This is a genomic window from Neisseria sp. P0017.S009 (genome assembly GCF_051957375.1).
GTDB lineage: Bacteria > Pseudomonadota > Gammaproteobacteria > Burkholderiales > Neisseriaceae > Neisseria > Neisseria perflava.
Genome location: NZ_JBQCWL010000002.1, coordinates 314,020 through 330,668, shown reverse-complemented (window position 1 = coordinate 330,668; position 16,649 = coordinate 314,020). Strand labels below are relative to the sequence as shown.

The window sequence follows — 16,649 nt, the reverse complement described above, 5'->3', positions numbered from 1 at the left end:
TTAATAATGGATTGAAGATATTTTCAGACGGCCTTATTTCTGTCCGCCAAAGTGAATACGCGGATCGACCCATGAATAAGAAATATCCGACACCAGTTTAGCCAACAACCCCATCAGCGTGAATACATACAGCGTACCCATTACGACAGGATAATCACGTTTCATCACTGCCTCGTAAGACAGCAAACCCAAACCATCCAGCGAGAACAGCGTTTCAATCAACAGGCTTCCGGTAAAGAATGCGCCGATAAATGCAGCCGGGAAACCGGTAATCAGAGGAATCATGGCGTTGCGGAAAATATGCTTCCACAAAATCTGTTTCTCAGGCAAGCCCTTGGCTCGCGCGGTATAAACATATTGACGGCGGATTTCTTCAAGGAACACGTTTTTCGTCAATACGGTCATCACCGCCAAGTTGCCTGCCACCGAAGCGGTAATCGGCAAGGCCATATGCCATAAATAATCTTTGACTTTACCTGCCCAAGAGAGCGTATCAAAATCATCACCAACCAAGCCACCCTGCGGGAACCAGGCAAAAAAGCTGCCGCCGCCAAATAACACCAGCAACACCAAGCCCAAGACAAACGGCGGTACGGTATAGCCGACCAAAATGATCATCCCCGTAATCGTATCGAATCGGCTGCCATCCCTGACCGCCTTGGCAATACCCAACGGAATACATATCAAATAAGTCAGGAAGAACGTCCACAAACCCAAACTCATCGATACCGGCATTTTCTCTTTTACCAACTCAAATACGGTTTGGTGGTGGAAAAAGCTCTCGCCCAAATCGAAACGGGCAAATTTCCATACCATATCCACAAAACGCGTCACAGGTGGCTTGTCGAAACCGTACAAAGCATTCAGCGCGGCCAAATCTTCCGCACTGATGCGGTTGCCGTTTTTGGCCAAAGTTCCAGGCATACTGTGTCCCGCCGTCTCGCCGCCAACCGCGCCCTGCGTCAGCTGCTGAACCATCTGCTCCACCGGACCGCCGGGAACAAACTGAATCACAGCGAAGGTAATCGCCAAAATCCCCAACAACGTGGGAATCAAAAGGAGCAAACGATGAAAGATATAACGCCACATGGTTAAGTGTTCCTCTATTTTTTGATTTGAAGGCCGTCTGAAACCGCTGACTTCAGACGGCATATAGTAACGGATTAATAAGCGTTTGGCCGATGATTTACTTCTCCAACGCCTCCTGCAATTTCTTCTCAATCAAATCCGCGTCAAACGATTTGGCAATCAGCTCAAAGCGGGAATCACGGCGCCATGAAACTTGGTTTGCGCCCCATTGACCGTCCACCCAGTTCAGCCATACCCATGTACCGAGCACTTGGAACACGCCTTTGGCACGCACGAGACCGTCTGTAAATTTAGGCAGGTCGTTGAAGAAATCAGTCAGTTTTTCGCCATCGAAATCACGTCCGGCAGGGAAAGTAAAGCCTTGCGACTGGAAGCCCATGGTGTTGTCCGGCAGGGCTTTGAGGCGGTAGCGCGATTTTTCGACAACGGGAATATCAAGCCATTGGATGTCAAGTTGCGCATTTTGTACTTCAACCACTTTGGCTTTAGGCGGGAACAGCTTGGCCGCTTTATCATGAAATTCGGCCAGTTGCTCCGGCGTACACAAGTCGGTTTTGCTGGCGACCAATACGTCGCAAATGCCGATTTGGTCTTTATACAAGGCTTGTTGCGCGTAATCGGGATTAATGAATTGGCGCGGATCGACAACAGTAAAGACGGCGCCGATTTCTAGCATACTGTCGAGCGGTTTGGCTTTCAATTCGTCGATAACGCTGGCAGCGTGTGCCAAACCGCTGGCTTCAATCATCAAGCGGTCAGGTTGGGCATCGCGCAGCATTTTTTGTACGGTCGTACCCATTTGCGCGCCGGCAGTACAGCACAAACAGCCGCCGGCGATTTCTGCCACGGGAATGCCGTTGTCGCTCAAGACGGCGCCGTCAATGCCGATTTCGCCAAATTCGTTGACAATGATGACCCATTTTTCATTCGGGTCTTTTTGTGCCATCAGACTTTTAAGGGCGGTGGTTTTGCCTGTTCCGAGGAAGCCTGAAATCAGGTGGACTTTAGTCTTTTTTACTTCTGACATTTTTTACAAATTCCTGTTAAAACAACATGTTCTTCTTTTAATGAGAAACCAGTTTCCGCCACGCCTGCACGCAATGCCGCCCATTCTTGGCTCAAGGTCTGCTCATCTGCCGTACCGCATTCGGTACAAACCAAAATAAACGCGCTGTGGTGCGCTTCGGCTTCTTCGTGGTCATGGCAATGGTCATTGCACTCGTGCTGCGCGTGGCTGCACAGAATATAGCCGTTGACCGCCGCCACTTTGTGCAAAACGCCCTGCTCCGCCCAAAAATCAAGGGCGCGGTAGGCCGTCGGCGGCGCAACCACGCCCTCGCTTTGCTGCTGCATCTGCGACAGAACGTTGTAGGCTTTAATCACGCCGCTTTGTTTCAAAACAATATCAAGCACTTGCTCGCGCAAAGCGGTTACCTGCACACCATCGCGCTGCGCTTGTTCTAAGATTTTTTGTTTGATTACGTTCATAACTGAAACAGCCTTTCAGACGGCCTTGTTAATAAAAAATTACATTATAACGTGTTTGTTCAATTTCAGATAACAAAGAGGCCGTCTGAAACGTTCAGACGGCCTGATGCCGATTACTTAAACCAAGATTTAATTTTTCCAAACAAAGACATACTTTGTTTTTCAAACGTTTCTTCCTTCACCGGAGCAGGCTCATCGCGGTAAACTTTCATGCCTGCAAAGGTCTGGGCAACCGGCATGATTTCGATGGAATTGACGTTCATCCGCGCCGGACGCTGATAGAGCCATAAAGCGGTATCAGCAATATCTTGCGGCTGGATAAACTCGACATTCTCATAAACCTCGGCCGCACGCTGATCGTCGCCTTTGAAACGGACATTGGAAAACTCGGTATCGCCGCACAAACCCGGTTCGATATTGGTAATGCGGATATTTTTATCTGCCAATTCGGCGCGCAGATTCATACTGAATTGGCGCACAAAAGCCTTAGTTGCACCATAGACATTACTGCCGGAATAAGCATAACTGCCGGCAATCGAACCTAAATTGATGATGTAGCCCTGTTTGCGCGCTACCATTTGCGGCAAAATCTGGCGGGTTAGAAAAATCAGGCCGATGATATTGGTTTGAATCATGGTTTCCCAATCGCCAAAATCGGCTTTATCAGCGGAATCCAGACCTAAAGCCAAACCGGCGTTGTTGATCAGGCAATCGATTTCAGCTAAATGCTCAGGCAGGCTGTTTAAAGCGTTTTGAATTGACTCCGTACGAGAAACATCCATTTCCAAAGGGTAAAACTGCTCGCCCAATTCCTCTGCCAACTGCTGCAATTTGTCTTCGCGCCGTGCCGCGCCAATGACATGATAGCCTGCCGCAACAAAAGTACGGCACATTGCCGCGCCGAATCCTGCCGATGCCCCGGTAATCAAAATTGCCATATCGTTTCCTTTCTGTACTCGTTTCAGACTTGGGTTTAAGGTATGATAACGCCTTATCAGACGGCCTGAGAGTTTGGCCGGCTGATTTTAAATTTAACGATAATCATATCATTACAATAGGACACACTCCATATGAAAACCCGTTTTCTCCCTGTTGCTTTGGCAGCAGTGGCGCTTACCCTTTCCGCCTGCGGCGGCAGCAGCGCGCCTTCCCAGCCTAAAGGCCCTATTTCCGAAGACCGTACGGCCGCGTTCAAATCCATGATGCCTGAGTTTACCCGCATGGGCAAAATGGTCAAAGACGAAGAGCCTTACGACGTAGAAAAATTCAAACAAGCCGCCGCAACCTTCGCCGAAAACAGCAAAAAACCGTTCACCCTGTTTGAATCCGACCCTCAAGGCAACGGCCGCGCCCTGCCTGCCATCTGGACAGACACGGCAACCTTCAAAGCCGAAGAAGAAAAATTTGCCGCTGCAGTTGAGAAACTCAACGCCGCCGCACAAACCGGCAAATTGGAAGAAATCAAAGCCGCTTACGGCGAAACCGGTGCAACCTGCAAATCCTGCCACGACACATTCCGCGGTCCGGAATAAGGCTTAAAACAATAAAGGCCGTCTGAAATATCATTTTCAGACGGCCTTTTCTTCAACTGACTTCAAATCTTTCTATATTAACTTTATATTTTGCATTTCATGTTTTTTACCGGTTTCATTTGAAACTAACGGCCCAGTTCACATATCGCAATCAAATTTTCTTCTTCCGGCTGTTTAAATTCAATTAAATCTCCCTTCTTCTCAACCAATCAAATTCAAATTCAGACCTGCTTTATCTTTTCAGCCAGATTAATCATATGCGCTTGGATTATCTCCTGAAACAAGAATCTGCTTTATTTTTTAATAAATAAAAACCATTATCTAAATATTTGTAAAGTTTAATAATATGTTATAAAGTATCTACTTCGTTTCTGAGGTAACTATCATGAATCCGAATTTCAAATTAAATCTACTAACATTATCTTTACTGGCTATAACCAGTATCGCACACGCAGAAGACGAGGTTTCAACTCAAGAGCTTGATGAAATTCAAGTCAAAGGTAAACACATTGCCAAAGAGAAAAAAGTTTTTACCGAAGGCCAAGCCAAAAGTTCGCGTGAACGCGTTTATCAATCCAGCGAAAACATCGATACCATCGTGCGGAGCATGCCCGGCGTTTTCACCCAACAAGACAAAGGATCAGGCGTATTGGCGGTCAATATCCGTGGCGATAGCGGTTTGGGACGTGTCAATACGATGGTTGACGGCGTAACCCAAACCTTCTATTCCACTTCTGCCGATGCCGGACGCAGCGGCAGCTCCTCACAATTCGGTACGGCACTGGATCCCAATTTTATTGCCGGCGTGGATGTAACCAAAGGCAGTTTCTCGGGTGCCAACGGCATCAATACCTTATCCGGTACAGCCAATTTCCGTACTTTACGGGTAGACGATGTAGTACACGGAAACAATACCTTCGGCCTCTTGACCAAAGGATTGACCGGCACAAACAGCACCAAAAGCAACTTTATGGCAACCGGAGCGGTACAAAAATGGTTTGACAGCGGAGCGCGCCTTGGTGCGTTATATGGTTACAGCCACCGTAATGTCGAGCAAAACTATAAAGTAGGCGGTGGCGGTCAGCGTATCGGCAATTTTGGCGAGGAATATCTGGATCGTAAAAAACAAGAATATTTTGAGAGCAATTTATTGAAATTCGACCACGAACAAAATCTCTGGGTCCGTGACTTTTCCAAGCGCAATGCGGTCGGTAAAAGCTATTGGGACTACCCTTTCTCCAAAAAATATAACGATCCTGAGGTTTTGCAAAGAGATTATGTCGATGACTTGGAAAGAAGCTGGAAAGAGAATTTGGCACCGCAATGGGATCTGACCCCAATCGATCCTACCAGCCTGCAACAACGCTCAAACAGCCATTTGGTCAAAGTGGAATACGAAAACGACAACAACAAGCTGGACCTTCAGCTTCGTACCATGAACAACCGTATCGGCAGCCGCAAAGTAGAAAACCGCAACTACCAAGCCAATTACAACTTAAACATTGGCGATTATGTCGATTTAAACGTGTTGGCCGCCCATAATTTGGGAAAACAAAAATATCCGAAAAACTCACGTTTTTCAGGATGGGGGCTGCTTGATTATTTGGAAACCAAAAACACAGCCAATCTTTTGGATATCAACAACAGCTTTTCTTTCAAACTTCCCCAAAAAACAGATTTAAAAGCTACCGTCGGTTTCAATTTCTTTAAAAACCAATACAGTAAAAACCGCTTTCCGGAAGAGCTGAGCCTGTTTTACGACGGCCCGGATCAAGATGCCGGCCTGTACAGCTTTTTAGGCCGTTTCAAAGGAGACAAAGGAATATTTCCTCAAAAATCAACCATATTGCAACCTTCAGGCCAGCAAAAATTCAATACGTTCTATTTTGATACTTCCTTGAAAAAAGGCATTTATCAATTGAATTACAGCGCCAATATGGTCAACTACCGCTACAAGGGCGAATATACCGACTACTTCAATACCCAAGAAGACTTTAAAAAAGCATTTGGAGAAGATTCTGAAATTTATAAACAGCATTGCACGCCAAGCTGCGACCTTTACGAACCGGTTTATACCAAATCCGGTAAAAAGCATGCGGTAAACCATTCGGTGGCATTAAACATCAATGTCAACGACTACTTTATGCCGTTTATCAGCTATTCGCGTACGCATAGAATGCCGAATATTCAAGAAATGTATTTTTCACAAATCGGCGACTCAGGCGTCAATACCGCCCTCAAGCCGGAACAGGCCAATACTTACCAAATAGGCTTCAATACCTTCAAAAAAGGGATTTTCAAGCCGGACGATGTATTGGGTTTCAAACTGGTCGCCTATCGCAGCAGGATAAACAACTATATCCACAATGTTTATGGCAAATGGTGGGATTTGGATAAAGCACCCAGCTGGGTAACCAGTACCGGCCTGCAATACTCTATCCAGCATCGAAACTACGCCAAACCTGTCCATAAAAATGGTTTGGAAGTGGAAATGAACTATGATTTCGGCCGCTTTTTTACAACCCTGTCTTACGCATATCAAAAAACCAACCAGCCGACCAATTATAGCGATGCCAGCGAATCGCCCCGCAACTCTTCTAAAGAAGACCAAATCAAACAAGGCTACGGCTTAAGCAAAATTTCCCGCTTACCCCGAGATTACGGTCGGTTTGAATTAGGGTCCCGATGGTTGGGCAATAAATTGACTATCGGCGGCATTATGCGCTATTACGGCAAAAGTACACGGGCGACGACTGAGGAGGAATTTGTTGACGGGACAACCGGTGCCAATACCTACTCTTCACACCAAATGGGCAGAAGGGTGATCAAAAAAACAGAAAGCATCAACAGACAGCCGCTGATTTTTGATTTCTATGCCAATTATGAACCGAAGAAAAACCTTATCCTTCGTTTCGACATTCAAAATGCGTTCAATAAGCGCTATATCGATCCTCTGGATTCCGCAAACGATGCCGCAACCCAGCGCTATTTCAGCGTATTTGAAAGAAAAGGTGGTTTAGATGATGAGGAAGTCGAATGCGATGCCAACGGTTTATGCAATGGCAAATATGGCGGCACGACACGCTCCGTCTTGAATAACTATGCGCGCGGCAGGACTTTGCTGTTTACCATCAGTTATAAGTTCTAAACCTATCCATCAGCATTCTTCATATTGCACTGATTAAAAAGCCGGTAAACGCAATGTTTTCCGGCTTTTTTCGATATATCCTCAAAATTTTCTTCATCTATACACAACAAAAAAACCTGCCCTTGCGGGCAGGTTTTCAATAATGACGGAGATTACAGGCCGCTCAGACGGGCAGTATCGTGTGCAATCATCAATTCTTCGTTGGTAGGAATCACAACGGCAACAGCTTTGCTGTCGGCAGTGGTAATCACACCAGCATTACCGAAACGGGCTTTTAGGTTGGCTTCTTGGTCGATGTACAGACCGAGGAAGCCCAAGTAGCCCAATACGCGTTCGCGGATGATGTCGGAGTTTTCACCGATACCGCCGGTGAAGACCAATGCGTCCAAACCGCCTGCCGCGACTGTCATGCTGCCGATGTATTTAGCCAAGCGGTAGATGAACATTTCCAAAGCCAGTTTGGCGCCTGGATGACCTTTTGCAGCTTCTTCTTCGATGGTACGGCAGTCATTGGACAAACCTGAAATACCGAGCAGACCTGATTTTTTGTTCAGCATGTCGGTGATTTGGGCGATGGTCATGTTGGCATTTTCAGCCAAGAAGCTGAAAACTGAAGGGTCGATATCGCCGCTGCGGGTACCCATGACCAAACCTTCTAGCGGAGTCAGACCCATGCTGGTATCGCGTGATTCGCCGTTGGCGACGGCGGTAATAGATGCGCCGTTACCCAAGTGGGCAATCACCATGCGCAGGTCTTTTTTGTCTTTACCGAGGAAACGGGCGGTTTCATCAGAAACGTAGCGGTAGCTGGTACCGTGCGCGCCGTAGCGACGCAAGCCGTATTTTTCATACAATTCATGTGGAACAGCGTAGGTGTAGGCATGTTCCGGCATGGTTTGGTGGAAGGCGGTGTCGAATACGACAACGTTAGGCAAACCTTTGAAAATGCTTTGTGCGGCACGCAGACCCAAAAGGTGGGCCGGGTTGTGCAGGGGAGCGAGCGGGATACATTTTTCGATGCCAGCGATAACTTCGTCGTCAACGAGGATGGATTCGCTGTACAGTTCGCCGCCGCTGACGACGCGGTGACCGATGGCGCCGATGCGGCTGTCGAGGCCGTGGGCTTTGAGTTCTTCCATCAGGGCTTCAACTGCGCCGGTGTGGTCGGGCTTGGCAGACAGGTCAACTTTGTGTTTTTCACCGTTGAATTTAAAGGTAATGTAGGCATCAGGCAGATTGAGCTTTTCTGCCAGGCAGCTCAGCAATACTTCGCCGCTGTCGTTATCCAATACGGCACCTTTGAGGGAAGAGCTACCGCAGTTCAAAACCAAGATTAATTTTTGTGACATTTTTATGCTCCTTGAGGTTTCAGACGGCATTTTTGTCGGGACCTTACTGCGGCTCCGGCTATGTTGCACCCCTTGTGGGACGTAGTGGGTAGCGGTCTGAACAGATTAACAAAGTAAACGTCGTATTCTAACAAAAAATGTAATCGGCTGCTTGACTTAATATTTGATGTAAAATGGACGGAATTTTATTTTAGGCCGTCTGAAAAAATGACGACGGTTTTGAAAATTTACCGATATGCATTATTTCAGTATCCACACTCAAGACGGCGAACACGCCGGATTTTTCATTATGCTGGCAGACGATGAATCGCAAAATCCGCCGCAAAGCGGACGCTTTGTAATCAAGCTGCAAAGTGAAGACGCAGCCGAAGCGGCGGTATTGTCGCCTTTTGAGCAAACCGATATCCCGCAATACTGGCGCGTGGTTAAAGACCGTATCGAACTGTTTTTTGACGATAAAAATATCGGTTCGTTGCGCAACGAATACCTGACCATTAGCGGTAAAACCTTTATCCTGACCGATTTGACCGGAGCGATGTAATGGAAAGTATGTTTATCCTTGTCCCCATCAGCATTATTTTGGCCTTCATCATCGGCTGGTTTTTCTGGTGGTCGGGTAAAAACGGACAGTTTGACGACCTTGAAGGACCTGCGCACCGCATTTTGATGGATGACGACTCCACTGAAAAACTGATCGAAAAAGACGAAGACAAAGAATCCAAACAATGAGCCTTAAAAAAGACAATCTGAATTTCCACACGACCCGCCGTTTTGCGCCGCTCTTTGGGACGCAGTTTTTGGGCGCGTTGAACGATAATATGTTCAAAACCGCATTATTCGTGATGATCAGTTTTTACGGTTTGGGTAAAAACGACTTTCTGCCGCCCAGCCAAATGCTGAATTTGGGCGCAATGCTGTTTATTCTGCCCTACTTCCTGTTTTCCGCACTGTCAGGACAGCTGAGCAACAAATTCGATAAAGCCGTTTTAGCGCGCTGGATCAAGCTGTTGGAAATCATCATTATGGCAGTGGCAGCATATGGCTTCTATATTCAATCCGCGCCTTTGCTTTTAATCTGCCTGTTTTGCATGGGTACGCAATCGACTTTGTTCGGCCCTCTGAAATATGCCATTTTGCCCGATTACCTCAACGACAAAGAGCTGATTATGGGCAACAGCCTGATTGAATCGGGTACGTTTATCTCCATTTTGCTCGGCCAAATTTTGGGCACCGCAGTCGCAGGTGTTCCGCCGTATATTGTTGGTGGTTTGGTGTTATTGGTCGCTATCGGCGGCTCGATGACCAGCCTGTTTATGCCGTCTGTACCCGCTAAAATGTCGGACACAAAAATCGAATGGAACATCATTAAAGGCACGAATTCACTGATTCGTGAAGCGGCGGCCAATCGTCCCGTATTCACTTCCATCATTGGTATTTCATGGTTTTGGTTTATCGGCTCGGTTTATACCACCCAACTGCCAACGTTCACGCAAATCCATTTGGGCGGCAACGATAATGTGTTCAACCTGATGTTGGCGCTGTTCTCCATCGGTATCGCCATCGGCTCGGTGTTATGCGCCAAACTCAGCCACGAACGCCTGATTTTGGGCTTGGTTACCATCGGCACTCTGGGACTGACGGTCTGTGGATTATTGCTGGTGTGGCTGACCCAAGGCCAACGTTTTACCGAATTAAACGGCATTATTTGGTTTTTATCGCAAGCCCAAACGTATCCGATTATGCTCGTGATGTCGGCCATCGGCTTTTTCGGCGGCTTCTTCTCCGTACCGCTCTACACTTGGCTGCAAACTGCCAGCAGCGAAACCTTCCGCGCCCATGCTGTTGCCGCCAACAACATCATCAACGGCGTGTTTATGGTGTCGGCTGCCATTTTGAGCGCGGTTTTGCTGATGTTGTTCAACAGCATCACGCTGCTGTATTTGATTGTTGCCGTAGGTAATATTCCGTTGATTGTTTACCTCATCAAACGGGAATCGAAATTTATCGGGGATTTGACCGCTTTGTTGAAAAGCAGCAAATAAGGCCGTCTGAAATGTCTCCCCACCATGCACATTTTCACTATTCAATCGCGTGGACAGCTTGTGCATAAATCAGATTACTGTCTGATTTAACATTAAAAAACAGGACTGACTAAATTTTAAGTACAACTTTACTACCAAACAAAATGCACATTTTCCCCAAACAAGCGTGTGCAAAGGCTGTGAATAAGTAAGCTTAATAATTGATATTTCAAAGCAAAAAGATACTTGATTAATTTTTAAGCAGTTTATTAAAGGCCGTCTGAAACCTTTTTCAGACGGCCTGAGAGTATAATAACCACCTACCTTATAGTTCCCAAACGATATGATTTACCCATGGCATGAAACCCAATGGCAACAGCTCGCCGCCCATTGGCAAAACCGACCCAACGCTTGGCTGTTTACCGGCAAAGAAAATACCGGCAAAACCGAGTTTGCCCGCTTTGTCGCGCAGGCATTGCTGTGCGAATCGCCCAAGTCCGGCCATGAACCCTGCGGCGAGTGTGCTTCGTGCCATTTGTTCAGCCAAAACACCCATCCCGACTTTTACGAACTCACGCCGGAAATGCCCGAAGGCGAGGCAACAGGACGCAAACTCCTGCAAATCAAAATCGATGCCGTGCGCGATATTGTGGAAAACATTTACCTGACCGCTGTCCGCGGCGGACTGCGCGTGGTATTGGTGCATCCGGCTGAAAGCATGAACACACAGGCGGCAAACGGTTTGTTGAAAGCTCTGGAAGAGCCGCCGCAACACGTCGTTTTCCTGCTCGTTACCCATGCGCGCGACAAACTCCTGCCTACCATCAAAAGCCGTTGCCGCCAGATGGTGCTGCCCTCGCCTACCCATGAGCAGGCTGCGGCATACCTGCGCCAACAGGGTGTGGGAAATGCTGAAGCCTTGTTGGCATTTCACAGCGGCGCACCTTTATTCACGCCGACTCCCGAATTGGACGCATTACGCGAAGAGTTGCTGACTCTGCTGGCCGCACCGCGCCTGTTAGCCATACTCGACTACGCCGCCGCGTTCGACAAACAAAAACAACCGCTGGCCGTTTTCATCGACTGGTTGCAAAAGTGGCTGATGGATGTCGGCTTGGCACAACAAAGCATGGCGCCGCTTTATTATCCGCACCATGCCCAAGCCCTGCTTCAGACGGCCTCTAAAACCGATTCACGCAAACTGTTTGCCCTATTGGGCCGTCTGAACGCGCTCAACCCTTACGGATACCATACCTTGAGTGTTAAAATGCAGCTTGAGTATCTGCTTATCGAATATTTAGATTTTTGGCAAAACAAACCCTAACAGGTAATCAATGATGAATAAAAAAGACATTCCGGCGAAGATGTTGGCCTTGCAACTCAAAGACCCCAATCTGTTGTACAACTGCTATATGCCGTTTTTAGAACACGGCGGCCTGTTCGTACCGACCGATGACGTATTCTCACTAGGCGAAGACATCCTCTTGGCCGTCGAAATCGCCGACTATCCCAAACGCTTCCTGCCAACTAAAGTCGTTTGGATCAATCCGGCGCGCACCTCGGCCCATCGCCCCAAAGGCGTAGGCCTTGCATTCTCCGAACACGAAAGCTGCCTGCAGGCAAAAAACCTGATCGAAGCCGAGCTTGGCCCGCGCCTGCGCAGCGACCGCACTACTTTTACCCTGTAATACCATGTATTTAATCGATTCACATTGCCATCTCAACTTTGACGGCTTAAAAGACCGCCTGCCCGAAGTCTTTGCCAATATGGAAGCGCAAAGCGTCAAACAGGCGCTTGCCATCAGCGTCAGCAAACAAAGTTTTGCCGAAGTCTTCGACATTGCTCAGGCAAATGACCACATCTACTGCACCATCGGCATACATCCCGACAGCCAAGAAGCAGAAGAATTTACCATTGCCGAAATGGTAGAGGCCGCCAAACATCCGAAAATCGTCGGTATCGGCGAAACCGGTTTGGACTATTACTGGTGCAAAGGCGATTTGTCATGGCAACATCAACGCTTTGCCGACCATATCCAAGCAGCCAACGAAAGCGGCCTGCCCGTTATCGTCCACACGCGCGATGCAGCCGAAGACACGTTGCGGATTTTGAAAGAATGCCACACTAATTCCGGCGTGATTCATTGCTTCTCTGAAGACGTCGCCTTTGCCAAAGCCACTTTGGATTTAGGGTTATACATCTCCTTCTCCGGCATTGTGACGTTTAAAAACGCACCGCTGATTCAGGAAGCCGCCAAATACGTCCCAGCCGATAGAATCTTGGTAGAAACCGATGCACCCTTCCTCGCGCCGGTTCCCAAACGCGGCAAACAAAACGAGCCGTCCTACGTCCGCTATACAGCCGAATTCGTAGCCAATCTGCGCGGCGAGAGCTTGGAAACATTGGCACAAAACACCAGCGACAATTTCTACCGCCTGTTTAAGAAAGTACCTGACAGCCGTCTGAACAACGGCTAGTTCTAAGGCTTTCTACCACCGGTTCTGCCTCAAACGCAGCGGCAAACTCAAAATGGCTCAAGACAGAAACGACAACAAAATCGGCTTGCGCTATCTTCCGAACGGCCGGACCTTTAAAGAATGGGAATATTTCCATCAACACAATAAATGAATTTAAATTCAAAATATTGCTTTCCTAAGCCCAGCAAAGCTCAAGGCCGTCTGAAAGTATTTTCAGACGGCCTCTTGCTTATTTTACCGATAGGATGTAAAACCTATCCTTCGAAATAAACGGTTCATCGAAACCGTACACCCATCGACACAATATGGACACGAACTCCGAAATGCACACCCACTCTAATTTTTACGCCATGTTGACAGCCGCCTGCCAAAAAAACGGTAAAGGCACGGTCATTTTCAACGACAAAGAAAAAATCAGCTATTCCTCCCTCAAACACGAAGTAGAAACCGTCGCCGCCTATCTGCAACACGAAGGCGTACAATATGGCGACAAGGTCGCCCTTGTCGTTTCCAACTCTCCCGAATTTATTGCCGCCTATTTCGCCATTACTTCCATCGGCGCAGTAGCCGTCCCACTCAACGTCTTTTTGAAAAGCGAAGAATTTTCCTACATCCTCAATGACTGCGACGCACACTTTATGTTCGCCTCCGCGCCGTTGGCCAAAGAACTCAAAAACATCAAAGCCAAAACCAAAGTCCGTAAAATCATCTGGATTGGCGAAACCCAAGCCGCCAGTGGCGAAGACAGCTATTTCGATGCCGCACGCACATTCCCCGGCAAGCCGAATCTGAGCCGTCAGCCGTCTGTCAACGATTTGGCGCACATTATCTACACCTCCGGTACAACCGGCCATCCCAAAGGCGCATTAATCAGTTACAGCAACCTGTTTTCCAACCTTTCGGGCATCGAACAAATTTTCCAAATTTCAAGCAAAGACCGCTTCGTCGTCTTCTTGCCGATGTTCCACAGCTTTACGCTGACTGCCATGGTTTTGCTGCCGATATATCAAGCCTGCTCGATTATTTTGGTCAAATCCGTCTTCCCGTTCTCCAACGTGTTGAAACAGGTTTTGCTCAAACGCGCTACCATTTTCCTCGGCGTACCGGCTATTTACACCGCCATGAGCAAGGCCAAAATTCCTTGGTATTTCAGATGGTTCAACCGCGTCCGCCTGTTTATCAGCGGCGGCGCGCCTTTGGCCGGACAAACCATTGACGACTTCAAAGCCAAATTCCCGCGTGCCAAATTGCTGGAAGGCTACGGCTTGAGCGAATGCTCGCCCGTCGTGGCCGTCAATACGCCCGAACGCCAAAAAACCGCCAGCGTCGGCGTCGCCCTGCCCGGCCTGACCGTGAAAGCCGTCGATGACGAATTGGTCGAAGTGCCGCGCGGCGAAGTGGGCGAACTGATCATCAAAGGCGGCTCGGTCATGCAAGGCTACCTCAATATGCCTGACGCCACAGATGAAACCATCGTCAACGGTTGGCTGAAAACCGGCGACTTTGTCACCATAGACGAAGACGGCTTCATCTTCATCGTCGACCGCAAAAAAGACCTAATTATCTCCAAAGGCCAAAACGTCTATCCGCGCGAAATCGAAGAAGCCATCTACAAACTCGAAGCCGTGGAAGCCGCCGCCGTCATTGGCGTGAAAGACCAATACGCCGATGAAGAAATCATTGCCTTTATCCAACTCAAAGAAGGCATGAAGCTGGAAGAAGCCGAAGTCCGCAGCCACCTGCGCGGCCTGTTGGCAAACTTTAAAATCCCCAAACAAATCATCTTCCAAGACGAGCTGCCGCGCAATGCCACCGGCAAAGTGTTAAAACGCAAACTCAAAGAACAGTTTCAAGACTAAACCGCTGTTTCAGACGGCCTCTTGATTCATGCAGGCCGTCTGAAAACAACCTGTATTCCACAAACCTTTTCAGACGGCCACAACCATGACGACACCTATACTCGAAATCGAAAACCTAAACGGCTCCTTTCCGAGCAAGCAAGTCCTGCACAATATCAACCTGACCTTGCAACCCGGCCGCAAGCTGGCATTGGTTGGTGAGAGCGGCAGCGGCAAAACCGTATTGTCGCAAGGCATTATGCGCCTCAACCCGATGGTTAGCTTTGAAGGCCGTCTGAAATATTGCGGAACCGACCTGCTGACCCAGTCCGAACGCGCCCTGCAAAAGCTGCGCGGCTGCGAAATCGGCATGGTGTTTCAAGAACCCATGACCGCCCTCAACCCCGTGATGCGCGTCGGCGAACAAATCGCCGAAGTCCTGACCCTGCATTTGGGTTTGGATAAAAAACAGGCATGGGCGCGCGCCATCGAACTCCTAGACGAAACCGGCATCCACCAGCCCGAGCAAAAAGCCCAGGCTTATCCGTTCCAACTTTCCGGCGGCCAACGCCAGCGCGCCATGATTGCCATGGCCGTATCCGCCCAACCCAAGCTCCTGATTGCCGACGAACCGACCACTGCTTTGGACGTTGCCGTTCAAGCCCAAATCCTCGACCTGCTCTCACGCCTGCAGGAAGAACACGGCATGACCATGCTCTACATTACGCACGACTTAAACCTCGTGCGCCGTTTTGCCGACGATGTCGCCGTTATGCGTAACGGCCGCATCCTTGAAACCGGCAAAGCAGCCGAAGTCTTCGCCAATCCGCAGCACGAATACACCAAAATGCTGCTCAACGCCGGCACAACGCGCCGAGTGGCCCCCTTGCCTGAAAACCCGGCCACCGTACTTAAGGCCGAGCACGTCGCCTTTTCCGTCAAAGAATCGGACGGTTGGTTTAAAAAACGCGACAAAACCATTCTCAACCCCATTTCTTTCGACCTCAAATCCGGCGAAACCTTAGGCATCATCGGCGAAAGCGGCAGCGGCAAAACCACACTGGCCAAAGCCGTTATGCACCTTATCGATTCCGAAGGCAGCCTGATTGTCAACGGCGAACCATGGAAACACGAATTGAGACGCGAAATCCAAATGGTGTTCCAAGACCCGTTCGGCGCATTCAATCCGCGCATGAACGTCTTCGATACCGTTTCCGAAGCCTTACGCGTGCACGAACCTGAAATGCCGCGCGAAGAAATGCGCCGCCGCGTCGAAGAAGTCCTCAAACAAGTCGGCCTGCCCGAAGACGCACTCGAACGCTATCCGCACGCATTTTCCGGCGGCCAACGCCAACGCCTCGCCATCGCCCGCGCCATCATTGTCCGCCCGAAAATCCTCGTATTGGACGAACCAACCAGTGCGCTCGATGTCCAATGGCAACAACAAATCCTTGAATTACTCAGCGGCCTGCAAAAAGAATACGGCCTCGCCTTCATCATCATCAGCCACGACCTCGCCGTCATCCGCGCCATTTCCCACCGCGTGATGGTGTTGAAAGACGGTCAAGTCGTTGAAGAAGGCGAATGCGAAAGCGTATTTGCCAATCCGGCCAGCGACTACACACGTCATTTGATTGCCCACTCCGGCCACATGGTCCAAGAGGCCGTCTGAATCTTTAAGGATTACGATAGACGCATTTCAAAAA

16 protein-coding genes are annotated in these 16,649 nt (G+C 48.8%); 11 read left to right on the top strand and 5 right to left on the bottom strand.

Annotation, left to right across the window (positions count from 1 at the left end):
• Positions 1–33: 33 nt before the first annotated feature.
• From ACTHTG_RS03790 to ACTHTG_RS03775, 4 genes are all read right to left on the bottom strand, one after another.
• A complete protein-coding gene (locus ACTHTG_RS03790; protein WP_039862485.1) occupies positions 34–1,089 on the bottom strand; it encodes an ABC transporter permease subunit in 1,056 nt (351 codons plus the stop codon).
• Positions 1,090–1,186: 97 nt separating this feature from the next.
• On the bottom strand, positions 1,187–2,116 hold the full coding sequence (locus ACTHTG_RS03785) for a CobW family GTP-binding protein (RefSeq protein ID WP_003682934.1): 930 nt from the start codon (positions 2,114–2,116) through the stop codon (positions 1,187–1,189).
• Positions 2,104–2,577: a Fur family transcriptional regulator gene (locus tag ACTHTG_RS03780; RefSeq protein ID WP_004520830.1), complete on the bottom strand. Its 474-nt coding sequence runs from the start codon at positions 2,575–2,577 to the stop codon at positions 2,104–2,106. Before ACTHTG_RS03780 ends, ACTHTG_RS03785 begins: the two co-directional genes overlap by 13 nt.
• Before the next feature lie 113 nt (positions 2,578–2,690).
• A complete protein-coding gene (locus tag ACTHTG_RS03775; RefSeq protein ID WP_049335582.1) occupies positions 2,691–3,515 on the bottom strand; it encodes an SDR family oxidoreductase in 825 nt (274 codons plus the stop codon).
• A 132-nt stretch (positions 3,516–3,647) separates the two neighbouring features.
• On the opposite strand from ACTHTG_RS03775, the gene ACTHTG_RS03770 reads away from it, so the two are divergent.
• Positions 3,648–4,109 (top strand): c-type cytochrome, encoded by a 462-nt coding sequence (locus tag ACTHTG_RS03770; RefSeq protein ID WP_004520832.1) that lies wholly within the window; start codon positions 3,648–3,650, stop codon positions 4,107–4,109.
• 385 nt (positions 4,110–4,494) lie between these two features.
• A complete protein-coding gene (locus ACTHTG_RS03765; protein ID WP_004520833.1) occupies positions 4,495–7,257 on the top strand; it encodes a TonB-dependent receptor domain-containing protein in 2,763 nt (920 codons plus the stop codon).
• 152 nt (positions 7,258–7,409) lie between these two features.
• On the opposite strand, the gene ACTHTG_RS03760 is transcribed toward ACTHTG_RS03765, so the two are convergent.
• Positions 7,410–8,606, bottom strand: a complete 1,197-nt coding sequence (locus ACTHTG_RS03760; protein ID WP_049344146.1) for an acetate kinase — start codon at positions 8,604–8,606, stop codon at positions 7,410–7,412.
• Positions 8,607–8,841: 235 nt separating this feature from the next.
• Between ACTHTG_RS03760 and ACTHTG_RS03755 the strand changes: the two genes are divergently transcribed.
• From ACTHTG_RS03755 to ACTHTG_RS03715, 9 genes are all read left to right on the top strand, one after another.
• Entirely contained in the window at positions 8,842–9,147 is a 306-nt protein-coding gene (locus ACTHTG_RS03755) for an HLGFF motif protein (protein ID WP_049344144.1), read from the top strand.
• The gene (gene ccoS / locus ACTHTG_RS03750) at positions 9,147–9,335 is read left to right on the top strand and encodes a cbb3-type cytochrome oxidase assembly protein CcoS (protein WP_003681462.1); all 189 of its coding nucleotides are present in this window, start codon (positions 9,147–9,149) and stop codon (positions 9,333–9,335) included. The genes ACTHTG_RS03755 and ccoS overlap by 1 nt, the downstream gene beginning before the upstream one ends.
• Positions 9,332–10,648 (top strand): MFS transporter, encoded by a 1,317-nt coding sequence (locus tag ACTHTG_RS03745; RefSeq protein ID WP_070695371.1) that lies wholly within the window; start codon positions 9,332–9,334, stop codon positions 10,646–10,648. Before ccoS ends, ACTHTG_RS03745 begins: the two co-directional genes overlap by 4 nt.
• Before the next feature lie 322 nt (positions 10,649–10,970).
• Positions 10,971–11,951 (top strand): DNA polymerase III subunit delta', encoded by a 981-nt coding sequence (locus ACTHTG_RS03740; protein ID WP_070588368.1) that lies wholly within the window; start codon positions 10,971–10,973, stop codon positions 11,949–11,951.
• 10 nt (positions 11,952–11,961) lie between these two features.
• Positions 11,962–12,315, top strand: coding sequence for a PilZ domain-containing protein (locus ACTHTG_RS03735; protein ID WP_003682949.1), 354 nt, complete (start codon positions 11,962–11,964; stop codon positions 12,313–12,315).
• Between the two features lie 4 nt (positions 12,316–12,319).
• Positions 12,320–13,105 carry a TatD family hydrolase gene (locus ACTHTG_RS03730; protein WP_070588367.1) on the top strand — a complete coding sequence of 262 codons (786 nt, stop codon included), beginning with the start codon at positions 12,320–12,322 and terminating at the stop codon, positions 13,103–13,105.
• A 52-nt stretch (positions 13,106–13,157) separates the two neighbouring features.
• On the top strand, positions 13,158–13,256 hold the full coding sequence (locus tag ACTHTG_RS03725; RefSeq protein ID WP_083300566.1) for a hypothetical protein: 99 nt from the start codon (positions 13,158–13,160) through the stop codon (positions 13,254–13,256).
• A gap of 154 nt (positions 13,257–13,410) precedes the next feature.
• Positions 13,411–14,964, top strand: a complete 1,554-nt coding sequence (locus ACTHTG_RS03720) for a fatty acid--CoA ligase (protein WP_070588366.1) — start codon at positions 13,411–13,413, stop codon at positions 14,962–14,964.
• A gap of 85 nt (positions 14,965–15,049) precedes the next feature.
• A complete protein-coding gene (locus tag ACTHTG_RS03715; RefSeq protein ID WP_049335567.1) occupies positions 15,050–16,615 on the top strand; it encodes an ABC transporter ATP-binding protein in 1,566 nt (521 codons plus the stop codon).
• Positions 16,616–16,649: the final 34 nt, after the last annotated feature.

What these genes read in the sequence shown, in the direction of transcription:
- ACTHTG_RS03790 (WP_039862485.1), bottom strand. Translation starts at nt 1,089, where the DNA reads ATGTGGCGTTATATCTTTCATCGTTTGCTCCTTTTGATTCCCACGTTG.
- ACTHTG_RS03785 (WP_003682934.1), bottom strand. Translation starts at nt 2,116, where the DNA reads ATGTCAGAAGTAAAAAAGACTAAAGTCCACCTGATTTCAGGCTTCCTC.
- ACTHTG_RS03780 (WP_004520830.1), bottom strand. Translation starts at nt 2,577, where the DNA reads ATGAACGTAATCAAACAAAAAATCTTAGAACAAGCGCAGCGCGATGGT.
- ACTHTG_RS03775 (WP_049335582.1), bottom strand. Translation starts at nt 3,515, where the DNA reads ATGGCAATTTTGATTACCGGGGCATCGGCAGGATTCGGCGCGGCAATG.
- ACTHTG_RS03770 (WP_004520832.1), top strand. Translation starts at nt 3,648, where the DNA reads ATGAAAACCCGTTTTCTCCCTGTTGCTTTGGCAGCAGTGGCGCTTACC.
- ACTHTG_RS03765 (WP_004520833.1), top strand. Translation starts at nt 4,495, where the DNA reads ATGAATCCGAATTTCAAATTAAATCTACTAACATTATCTTTACTGGCT.
- ACTHTG_RS03760 (WP_049344146.1), bottom strand. Translation starts at nt 8,606, where the DNA reads ATGTCACAAAAATTAATCTTGGTTTTGAACTGCGGTAGCTCTTCCCTC.
- ACTHTG_RS03755 (WP_049344144.1), top strand. Translation starts at nt 8,842, where the DNA reads ATGCATTATTTCAGTATCCACACTCAAGACGGCGAACACGCCGGATTT.
- ccoS (WP_003681462.1), top strand. Translation starts at nt 9,147, where the DNA reads ATGGAAAGTATGTTTATCCTTGTCCCCATCAGCATTATTTTGGCCTTC.
- ACTHTG_RS03745 (WP_070695371.1), top strand. Translation starts at nt 9,332, where the DNA reads ATGAGCCTTAAAAAAGACAATCTGAATTTCCACACGACCCGCCGTTTT.
- ACTHTG_RS03740 (WP_070588368.1), top strand. Translation starts at nt 10,971, where the DNA reads ATGATTTACCCATGGCATGAAACCCAATGGCAACAGCTCGCCGCCCAT.
- ACTHTG_RS03735 (WP_003682949.1), top strand. Translation starts at nt 11,962, where the DNA reads ATGATGAATAAAAAAGACATTCCGGCGAAGATGTTGGCCTTGCAACTC.
- ACTHTG_RS03730 (WP_070588367.1), top strand. Translation starts at nt 12,320, where the DNA reads ATGTATTTAATCGATTCACATTGCCATCTCAACTTTGACGGCTTAAAA.
- ACTHTG_RS03725 (WP_083300566.1), top strand. Translation starts at nt 13,158, where the DNA reads ATGGCTCAAGACAGAAACGACAACAAAATCGGCTTGCGCTATCTTCCG.
- ACTHTG_RS03720 (WP_070588366.1), top strand. Translation starts at nt 13,411, where the DNA reads ATGGACACGAACTCCGAAATGCACACCCACTCTAATTTTTACGCCATG.
- ACTHTG_RS03715 (WP_049335567.1), top strand. Translation starts at nt 15,050, where the DNA reads ATGACGACACCTATACTCGAAATCGAAAACCTAAACGGCTCCTTTCCG.